The sequence below is a fragment of the Mesorhizobium sp. M4A.F.Ca.ET.050.02.1.1 genome, assembly GCF_003997725.1.
Lineage (GTDB): Bacteria > Pseudomonadota > Alphaproteobacteria > Rhizobiales > Rhizobiaceae > Mesorhizobium.
This window is the reverse complement of sequence record NZ_RZSG01000175.1, coordinates 1-9,456: the sequence shown is the minus strand read 5'-3', so window position 1 is coordinate 9,456 and position 9,456 is coordinate 1. Positions and strand designations below refer to the sequence as shown.

The 9,456-nt window shown below is 60.8% G+C and carries 8 protein-coding genes; 1 reads left to right on the top strand and 7 read right to left on the bottom strand.

The window, feature by feature from the left end; genetic code table 11:
* Positions 1-180 precede the first annotated feature (180 nt).
* Together EOA33_RS14240 and EOA33_RS14235 are read right to left on the bottom strand one after the other, a co-directional pair.
* Entirely contained in the window at positions 181-969 is a 789-nt protein-coding gene (locus EOA33_RS14240; protein ID WP_127405896.1) for an ATP-binding cassette domain-containing protein, read from the bottom strand.
* Positions 966-1,865 carry an ABC transporter permease gene (locus tag EOA33_RS14235; RefSeq protein WP_245482334.1) on the bottom strand — a complete coding sequence of 300 codons (900 nt, stop codon included), beginning with the start codon at positions 1,863-1,865 and terminating at the stop codon, positions 966-968. The genes EOA33_RS14240 and EOA33_RS14235 overlap by 4 nt, the downstream gene beginning before the upstream one ends.
* A gap of 318 nt (positions 1,866-2,183) precedes the next feature.
* On the opposite strand from EOA33_RS14235, the gene EOA33_RS14230 reads away from it, so the two are divergent.
* Positions 2,184-3,077 (top strand): GntR family transcriptional regulator, encoded by an 894-nt coding sequence (locus tag EOA33_RS14230; protein ID WP_127405894.1) that lies wholly within the window; start codon positions 2,184-2,186, stop codon positions 3,075-3,077.
* Between the two features lie 98 nt (positions 3,078-3,175).
* On the opposite strand, the gene EOA33_RS14225 is transcribed toward EOA33_RS14230, so the two are convergent.
* The 5 genes from EOA33_RS14225 to EOA33_RS14205 form a co-directional block, all read right to left on the bottom strand.
* Positions 3,176-5,314 (bottom strand): beta-galactosidase, encoded by a 2,139-nt coding sequence (locus EOA33_RS14225; protein WP_127405893.1) that lies wholly within the window; start codon positions 5,312-5,314, stop codon positions 3,176-3,178.
* A gap of 28 nt (positions 5,315-5,342) precedes the next feature.
* Positions 5,343-6,488, bottom strand: a complete 1,146-nt coding sequence (locus EOA33_RS14220; protein WP_127405892.1) for an ABC transporter ATP-binding protein — start codon at positions 6,486-6,488, stop codon at positions 5,343-5,345.
* A gap of 49 nt (positions 6,489-6,537) precedes the next feature.
* Complete coding sequence (locus EOA33_RS14215) at positions 6,538-7,389, bottom strand: carbohydrate ABC transporter permease (protein WP_127405891.1); 852 nt, start codon at positions 7,387-7,389, stop codon at positions 6,538-6,540.
* The gene (locus EOA33_RS14210; RefSeq protein ID WP_127405890.1) at positions 7,389-8,273 is read right to left on the bottom strand and encodes a sugar ABC transporter permease; all 885 of its coding nucleotides are present in this window, start codon (positions 8,271-8,273) and stop codon (positions 7,389-7,391) included. Before EOA33_RS14210 ends, EOA33_RS14215 begins: the two co-directional genes overlap by 1 nt.
* 99 nt (positions 8,274-8,372) lie before the next feature.
* On the bottom strand, positions 8,373-9,456 hold a 1,084-nt coding region (locus EOA33_RS14205), incomplete at its 5' end, for an ABC transporter substrate-binding protein (protein ID WP_145989138.1).

Genomic DNA, 9,456 nt, shown 5'->3' with positions numbered 1-9,456 from the left:
GATCAGGCCGACCTTGATCTTGTCGGCCGCATGGGACGGCGTCGCAAGCGCCAATGCTATGGCAAGCCCTCCCAACAGTTTTCCTTCCAGTCGCATGCTCGTTTCCTCCCTTGTTTGGGCGCCTTCCGAAGGAAGGTTCACCCTCGTTGCAGGCTGCCCCTGCAGCCGACAAAATCCTTGTCAGGCCCCGACGATCATGGAGACCAGTTGCTGCTTGTTGTCCTCGTTCGGGACCAGTTCACCAACCTTGCGTCCTTGGCGGAGCACGACGGCCCTGTCCGCAAGCTCGACGACATGTTCCATGTTGTGGGTGATCAGGATGACGGCGTTCCCCTGGTCGCGCAGCCTCGCGACCAAATCAAGGACCTGGCGGGACTCGCGCAGGCCGAGCGCGGCAGTAGGCTCGTCTAGAATGACCACCTTGCGAGCGAAGACCGTCGATCGCGCGACGGCGATGGCCTGCCTCTGTCCTCCCGACATCATCGCGACGACGGTGTCGTTCCTAGGCAAGGTCACTTTGAGATTGTCGAGCAAGGATCGAGCCTCGGCGTCCATGCGCCGCTGCCTGAGAAATCGCAAACCGCGTGGCAGCCATTGCGGTCCCGCGATTTCACGTCCGGCGAAGAAGTTCTGCGCCGGAGTCAAGTTGTCGAATAGCGCGAGGTCCTGGTAGACCGTTTCTATTCCAGCGGCGCGCGCCTCGGCCGGGGATCGGATGGGCGTGACCTGTCCGTCGATTACGATCGAGCCGGCGTCCAGGCGATGAACGCCGCTGATACACTTGATCAAGGTCGACTTGCCGGCGCCGTTGTCGCCGAGAAGGCACAGGATCTCTCCCCGCCGCACCGAGATGCTTACATCGCTCAGCGCGAGCACGGAGCCAAACCTTTTGCTCGCGACTTCGACCGACAGGACCGGTGTATCCTCAATACTGGTCCATTCTTTGGAGCTCAGCGAAACGGCGCTCATGACTGCTTCCCCGCCTGCATCACGCGAACTCGCCCTTCGAGATAGTTGCGAAGAACGTCGCCTTCGACGGCGATGACGATGACCACCCCGATGACGATCAACTGGAAGAAGATGTTGACGTTGAGCAGGTTGAGCGAATTGCGAATGACGCCGATCATCAAGGCGCCGATAAGAGCGTTGCCGAGATGTCCGCGGCCACCGAGGAAGCTTGCCCCGCCTATGATGACGGCAGCGATCGTGTCGAGCTCGAGCAGGTTGCCAAAAAGCGGCGAGCCGGCATCGGTCCTCCCGGCCAAGATCACAGCTCCAATGCCCGCGCAGGTGCCTGATACGACGTAGGTCGAGACCAGCACCCATGATACGGGAATGCCCATGCGCAGGGCGGCATCCGGCCGCCCGCCAACGGCGTAGATCCAGCGGCCCCAGACCATCGTCCTGGTCACCACGAAGAACGCGGCCGCGACCGCCAAAACCACGAAGACCGATCCCGGCAACCCCCCGAGCGCATCCGTGCCGAGGGCGCCGATGGACGGCGGCATGCCTGGAATCGCGCGTCCATCGGCAAGCTGCAGGGCAAGTCCCTTGGCTATGCTCAAGGTAGCAAGCGTGATGATGAATGGATGCGGCAGGCGCCCGAAGACGTAGAAGCCGCCGTTGATGGCTCCGACCAGGGCGCCAGACAAGACCATGACCGCGATTACCAGCGCAGCCGGCGCGCCTGCATGGAACGACAGAGCACCCAGGACCGAAGCCAGAGCCAGGTTTGACCCTACGGACAGGTCGATGCCGCGCGTCAGGATCACCAATTGCTGCCCCATGGCGACGACCGAGATGACTGCCGTTTGCGCCAGTATGTTGCTGATGTTGCGGGCAGTGAGAAAATAGGAGGATGTCATGCTTAGCGCTGCAATGAGTAGTAGAAGGATCAGCGCTGGGCCAAAGTTCAGAATGGCAAGACTTACGGACAATGTGTTTGGCTGCGGTAGCGGACCTACCATGGTGTTGCCGCTAGTGTCTGTTATGGGGCTCTTGGTCATTCCAGCCAAATATTCGCCCGAGATCGAACGTGGCGCGCACGTCGATTTCCCTGCTTGCTGTTGTTTATTGCCTCTTCCTCTTATCGATAAAAAACAATACTATCCGCGCCAGCGTCAAGTTGTTTTTTATGGATAAAAATTCGCCAAAAAGGACAAGCCTGGGGAGGGTTGGCCTTCATGAAAACCGACACCGTCTTCAAAAAGGCATTCAATCGAATTCTCGATCTTATGGTCCGAAGCGACATTGAGGATCCGCTGCCCTCGGAAAACGCGCTCAGGCGTCAGCTGGGCGTGAGCCGCACCACCATTCGCAAAGTGTTGAATGAGCTGGATCATCGTGGCGTCATCGCCTGCGCCACGCGGTCCCGCGTCAAAGATCGGCAAGTTCAACCGAGCGATTATTTTCCTGATGTAGAGACGACGCCGCGCAATATGCATGTCGAACAGCAGTTCATGGAATGGATGCTTCGCGGCGACACCAAGCCGGGGACATTGATCAACGAACTTGATCTGTCGCGCCAATTTGGCGTCGCGACCAGCGGAATACGGGAGTTCCTAATCCGCTTTGCCCGGTTCGGTTTGGTCGAAAAGCGTCCGAACTCCGGATGGATATTCAAGGGGTTTACCGAGGATTTCGCGCTTGAGCTTTTCGAAATTCGCGTGATGTTTGAGTTGCGATCAGCGCGGCTCTTCGCCATGCAGGCCGCCCACTCTCCCCTATGGCAAAAGCTCGAGACACTGAAGTGCGCACATCTCGATCTGCTGGGAGACATCGAATATCGATTCCATGACTTTTCCAGTCTCGACGATCGTTTCCATCGGCTGGTTAACGAGGCTTCATCCAATCGATTTATCAGCGACTTCTACGATATCATCAGCTTCATCTTTCACTACCACTACCAATGGAACAAGCGCGACGAGAAGCAGCGGAACCACGCAGCCTTGATCGAGCATCTGGCTTACATCGATGCGTTATTGAGTCACGACTTGTCGCGCGTTGAGCTGGCGGCCGACGCCCACTTGTCATCCGCAAGGGAGACGCTTTTGCAGTCCCTTCTGGCGGCGAGTTGAAGCGTATCGACTCGACCCAAGTGTGTGTTCGGGGGATGAGGCGGTTCGTTTATTCCGGGCCGTCAGGCCCGTATGCCTACTCACGCGCTCGAGCCGAATCAGTCGAGCCGAATGACCACGCAGCCATAGGCGTCTAGCGGCAGTGTTCCCGAGACGGGCTTTCCTGCCAACAGATCGACGCCCGCGGGAACGTTCGGCACAATGACCGGAGTCTCCGTGGTGTTGAGCACGAACATCAACCGGCGGTCTTCGGCTTCCCGGACAGTGACCTCCACTCCGGCAGGCAGTTCAGGCAGCAAAGGCGCGATGCCGGCCTTGGTGAGCACGACATCGACAAGTTTCTCAACCAGCTGCTGCGTGAGATACGTGCCGACATAGACGACACGCCCGCGCCCCACCTGACGGGCGGTGATCGCGGGAGAGCCGGCGGCGAAGCGGTTCGACCAGGCGCCAAGCACCTCGGTGTCGGGCGCTGCCTCGAGCAGCTCGTACAAATGCGCGGCCTGGAATTCTTCATTGCCAAGAGTGAAAAGGTATTTGCGTTCGACCGATGAGGCCGGAAGCGGCGGCGGCGCATAGGCGCCCATGGCGGCCGGACGGAACAGGGGGAAGAGGCCGCTGCCGCCTTCGGGAGCGACACGGCCGAACTCCGTCACCTTGACGCCGCTCAGTGCCGAAAGGGCGTTGCCGGGAGCCTGCTCACGGATGATGTGATTGTTCTCGTCCCTTGTTCCGCTCAATGCCGACAGGATCAGCGTGCCGCCATTGCGCACGAACGTCTCGACAGCCTCGTTCCATTGATCCTTCCACATCACCCAATGCGGGATGTAGAGCGCCTTGAGCCGCGAAAGATCGTCTTCGGGATGAATGAACCCGCATGCAATGCCATTGTGATAGCAATGGCGATGAAGCAGCGTCGCGTCTTCGAGCGGGCTGGGAAGCCCGATCGGATAGGTCTTGTATGCTTCTTGGTTGTCGAAGTCGGCGCCGGCAATGCCGAGATCCATGCGCACGGCCGTACCTAGGATCTGGTCCTTGACGGCGGCGATTTCGTGGAAGAACCGGCTTGCCTCGTCATAGCGGCGGCGCGGTACGTCGTCGTGATCGATGACGCCCATCCAGTATATTTCGGCTCCGAAATGCGCGGGACGCCAACGAAAGAACATAATGCCGTCGGCGCCGCGCGCCACCGAGGTCATGGCCATCCGGCGCATTTCGCCCGGCTCCGGCGTCATCGTCGAGAATCCGGGCTGACTGCCGAGGCCCGAGGCCTGCTCCGGCACGATGAAGTTGCCGGAGTAGGCGCGGCATATATCGAGGTGGAAGGCCTGGGTCGTCGCGTGCCCGCCGGTCCGGCGCATCTCGTCATAGAGCATCGGATAGATGTCGAAGCCGATGAAATCGAGGTCCTGTCCGAACCGGCCGCGCAAATCGATGTCGGCAAGCTGGCCAAGATTGTGAAAGATGAACCAGTCCGGATTGGCGGCGCGCAGGATCTCGACTTGGTCGTGTTGGAACGCGGCGGTCGCTGCGGCCAGAAAGCGATGGTAGTCCTGCACATGGCCAGGGCTGGGGTATGACGGCATAAGCGGTCTCGGTAGGTCGATCTGCGAGAAGTCGTCGTAGGCCGTCGCCCAAAAGTGACCGCCCCAGGCGAAGTTCAGCGCCGCGATAGTGCCGTAGGCCTTCTGCAGGTATTTCTGGAACTCCAGCCGGGTCGAGGGCGCAAACGATTCCGACACGGTGGTGTTGAGCTCGTTGTCCGTCTGCCAGCCGATTACACGCGGGTTATCCCGATAATGCTCGGCCATGGCGCGCGTGATGCGGCGGCTGTGGGCGCGGAATACCGGGCTTGTGGTGTCGGCATGCTGGCGCGATCCGTGGCTCGAGGGCCGCCCGTTTATGTCGACGCGCAGCACTTCGGGATAGTTGACGGTAAGCCAGCGCGGAGGGGTCGCCGTCGGCGTGCACATGATCGTGTCGATCCCCACCTGGCCGAGAATTTCGATCGCGCGATCGAAAAGGCCGAACTCGAACCTGCCTTCACGGGGTTCGAAAATGTGCCAGGCGAACTCCCCCATGCGCACGGTGTTGACTCCGGCGGCAGCCATGCGCTCGGCGTCACGCTGCCAGCTGCCCTCGTCGACATGTTCGGGGTAGTGCGGCGCTCCGAGCAGAAAGCGGTCGAGATTAAGGGGCCGCCATACGGATAGCGGGGCGGGCTTCTTGCGGTTCATTCGTATGGGACTTTCGAATTTTCGAGGTTCAGATTGAGGCGACGGGTTTTCTTGGCGTTAGCGTGCGCCCATCGGGCCCGAACAGGTAGGCGTCGCCGGTGTCGAAGCCCACCTGCAACGTGGCGCCGACGCCGATCGCGGAAACCTTGTTGAGCTGAAGCGTGAAATTGCCGGTGCCGCTGTCTGAATTGGTCGTCTGAAGCGGGGAGGCATCGACGTAAAGAACGGTTTCGCGTCCCAGCTGCTCGACCAGCCGCACCTGGCCGGAGAAGACCGGCATTGCGCCGCCGCTCGCTTCGACGACATGCAGCGCCTCCGGCCGGATGCCGATGGTCACGGCGTCGCCGGCCGAAAGGCTGGTCACGTCGATACCGCCGAAGCTCAGTGTCGGCAGGCCGGCTGCCGTTACCGAGACGACGGATGCCTCGACGCTGACCGCTTTCGCTTCGATGAAATTCATGCGGGGCGCGCCGAGGAACCCGGCGACGAAGATGTTTGCGGGGTTGGCATAGAGCTCCAACGGGGAGCCGACCTGCTCGATACAGCCTTTGTTGAGGATCACGATCCGGTCGGCCATGGTCATGGCCTCGACCTGGTCGTGGGTGACGTAGATCATCGTCGATCCGAGCTGCGCGTGCAGGCCCGAAAGCTCGACCCGCATCTGGGTGCGCAGTGCGGCATCGAGGTTCGAAAGCGGCTCATCGAAGAGGAACACCTCGGGCGAGCGTGTGATGGCGCGACCGATCGCGACGCGCTGGCGCTGTCCGCCCGACAGTTGTTTCGGGCGCTTGTCGAGTTGCTCCTCCAGACGCAAGATCCGTGCCGCGCGTTTGACGGCAGCCTCGATCTCGGTCCTGGGCCGTTTGGCCATCCTGAGGCCGAAGCCCATGTTCTCGGCGACGGTCATATGCGGGTAAAGCGCATAGGACTGGAAGACCATTGCGATGCCGCGGTCGCCGGGCTCTTCCCTGGTGACGTCGCGCCCGTTGATCACGATCTGGCCGGAGTTGATCGTTTCCAGCCCGGCGATCGTCTTCAGCAATGTTGACTTTCCGCAGCCGGACGGGCCGACCATGACGACGAACTCGCCCTTTTCGATCTTCAGGTCGACTGTCTTGAGGGCATGGTAGCTGCCATAATGCTTGTCGACTTTTCGCAATTCCACGCTGCTCATATCGCGGCGCCTTTCCGTGCGTGTCGGGTGCGGCAGGGTTCGCGGCGGATCATCCCTTGACGGCCCCCATGGTTAGGCCGGCGACAAAGTGTTTTTGCATCATGAAGAACATCACGACCGGCGGCAGGGCTACGAAGACCGTGGCCGCCGAAACGATGTTCCAGGCCGATGTCCATTCGCCGCGCAGATTGTTCAAACCTGCGGTAACGGGTTTGACCGCATCGCTCTGGGTAAGCACGATTGCCCAGAAATAATCGTTCCAGACGAAGGTGAAGGTGAGGATGGCGAGTGCCGCCAGTGCCGGCCGCACCAGGGGAACAACCACGTGGCGCAATGTCTGGAATGGCGAGGCGCCTTCGGCTCGCGCCGCCTGGAACAACTCGCCCGGCAAAGCAGCGATGAAGTTGCGCATGAAAAGCGTAGCAAAACCGGTCTGGAACGCGATGTGAAAAATGATCAGTGCATAGACGGTGTCATAGAGGCCGAGCCGTACCATCAGGTCGCGGACGGGGATCATCATGATCTGCGCCGGCAGGAAGTTGCCGCCGACGAAGAGCGCGAAGATCAGGTTGGAGCCGCGGAACGGATAGCGCGACAAGACGAAGCCGGTGAGCGTCGACAGGATGAGGACGCCGATGACGGAGGGTATGGTGATCAGCAGGCTGTTGAGGAAAAAGCGCAGCATGGCGGTCTGCTCGAAAACCGCCTTGTAGTTCTCGATCAGGCTGAATTTCTGCGGCCAGCCCCAGTAGTTGCCGGCCATCAGCTCCTCGTTGGAGCGGATCGAGGTCAGCATGACGGCAAGCAGCGGCAGCAGCCACAGGATCACGACCAGGGCGACACCGCCCAGATACAGGGCTCGCTGGATCCTGGCATCGTCGGGAATTGGTCGCGGGTACATCAGGCGTTGCTCCGCTCAGCCTTGATGAGGCCATTGAGATACCAGGCGATGAAGACGATCATGATCACGAACAGCACCGTGGCGATCGCGGCGCCGTAGCCGAAGCGATAGGAAAAGATCGACTCCTGGTACATCTGGTAGGCGAGCACGGTGGATGAGCCGTAGGGGCCGCCACTGGTCATGACCGCGATCATGTCGAAGGAGCGCAGCGCGCCGATCACCGTCACCGCGATGGCGATGAAGCCGACCTGCGACAGCTGCGGCAGGACGACATGGCGCAGCATGCGCCAGCCGCGCGCGCCGTCGACGCGCCCGGCGGCGATCAGATCGTCGTTGAGGCCGTTCAGCCCCGCCAGGAACAGGATCATGCAGAAGGCGATCTGTGGCCACAGAGCGGCGGCGGCAACCGCGAAGGTGACGAAGGTCTCGTCTGAAAGCAGCGCCGGGGCGGTCGCTCCAAAGGCGCTGAAGACAAGCTGCAGCAAGCCGAAGTTCGGATCGTAGACCCAGCCGAACACTACACCGACCGTAACGGTCGCCAGAACCAGCGGCACGAAGAACAGCGATTTGAGAATACGCATGCCGCGGATCTGCTGGTTCACGATCAGGGCAAGCGCGAGGCCGATCGGCGGCGCCAGCATGAAGATCAGCAGCCAGATGAGGTTGTTCTTGAGCGAAACGTAGAACTGCGGGTCGTCGGCCAGTTCGGCATAGTTGGCGAGGCCGACCCAGGCCTTGGCGCCTATGCCATCCCAGTCGTGCAGCGAAATCCAGACCGTCTCGACGGAGGCGGCAAGGATCACCGTTCCAAACAGGATGAGACCCGGCAGCAGGAACAGGGCAGGGGTCACCCAATGACGATTTCTGCGCCATAGACGAGACATGGCAGGCTATCCCAAAAGAGACGGGGTTATCCGAAACAACCGGTCACCCAAAAAAGAGGCGGGAGCCGCCGAAAGACGGCGCCCGCCAGCCAGGGAGGATCAGCCAAAGATTCTCTTGCGGGTTTTTTCGAGGCGCCCGAGGATCTGGTCGCGGCGGTCTGGCTTGACCATGAATTCCTGAAGCCCGGTCATGCCTTCCTGAGCCATGTCCGGATCGGTGTCGCGGTCGTAATATTGCGATGTCGCGACCACCTTCTTCAGTTCCTCGACCGCGGCATTGACCAGCGGGTCGTGACTTGGCGGGCAGTCATTGCGAGGCGGAATGGCGCCTTCGGCGGCAAGGAAGGCCCCGAGATTTTCCGGCTTGTAGAAATAAGCCAGAAAGTCGCGCGCGCCCTGCTTGTTCTTTGCATTCGCAGGTACATGGATGGAGTTGACCGAGAAATCCTCGTAGCGGGCGACGCCGGGCACGATCTCGGGAAACGGCGCATAGGCAAGCTGGGGCAAGTCCGCCTCCGGGAAAGCGGACCTGACGAAACCGCCAAGGTCCATCATGGCCGCCTTCTTCTGTGCCAGGGCAGCACCGGCCTGTTCCCAGCCGAAGGAACTGTGGCTCGGCGAAAAGAAACCGGCCTTGAGCAGGTCGTTCCATTTGTCGAAGACGGGCGTCAGCACTGGATCGGTATACTGAACCTTGCCGTCCATCAGAGCGATGTGCTTGTCGAGGCCGTTGATGCGCAGATTCATATGGTCGAACCAGCCGCCTGCGGGCCACAGTTCCTTGGTGCCCATGCTGATCGGAACAAGGTTCGCGGACTTCGCCGCCTCGCCAAAGGCCAGGAACTCCTTCCAGTCCTTAGGGGGGGTCCAGTTGTGCTGCGCAAAGACGTCCTTGCGGTAGAACAGACCCCAAAGGATGCCGCCCATCGGCAGGCCATATTGCTTGTCGCCAACCGTGACGGCACTCGTCGTCGCCCCGAGCACGCTCTTGTAGTTCTCCCGCGCGAACAGATCGGAGATGTCGTCGAAAAGACCCTTGGCGACAAACGCCTTCATGCGGTTGCCGGAGAACCAGAAGCAGATGTCAGGGGCGCCGACGACAAGATAGCTGCGAATGGCCGTCTTGTGCGCTTCGTGGTCCATGTTGTTTATGACCACCTTGGCGCCGGACTTCGCCTCGAAT

Excerpts from the sequence above, each read along its gene's own strand:
- EOA33_RS14240 (WP_127405896.1), bottom strand. The coding sequence starts at position 969 with ATGAGCGCCGTTTCGCTGAGCTCCAAAGAATGGACCAGTATTGAGGAT.
- EOA33_RS14230 (WP_127405894.1), top strand. The coding sequence starts at position 2,184 with ATGAAAACCGACACCGTCTTCAAAAAGGCATTCAATCGAATTCTCGAT.
- EOA33_RS14225 (WP_127405893.1), bottom strand. The coding sequence starts at position 5,314 with ATGAACCGCAAGAAGCCCGCCCCGCTATCCGTATGGCGGCCCCTTAAT.
- EOA33_RS14215 (WP_127405891.1), bottom strand. The coding sequence starts at position 7,389 with ATGTACCCGCGACCAATTCCCGACGATGCCAGGATCCAGCGAGCCCTG.
- EOA33_RS14235 (WP_245482334.1), bottom strand. The coding sequence starts at position 1,865 with ATGACATCCTCCTATTTTCTCACTGCCCGCAACATCAGCAACATACTG.
- EOA33_RS14220 (WP_127405892.1), bottom strand. The coding sequence starts at position 6,488 with ATGAGCAGCGTGGAATTGCGAAAAGTCGACAAGCATTATGGCAGCTAC.
- EOA33_RS14210 (WP_127405890.1), bottom strand. The coding sequence starts at position 8,273 with ATGTCTCGTCTATGGCGCAGAAATCGTCATTGGGTGACCCCTGCCCTG.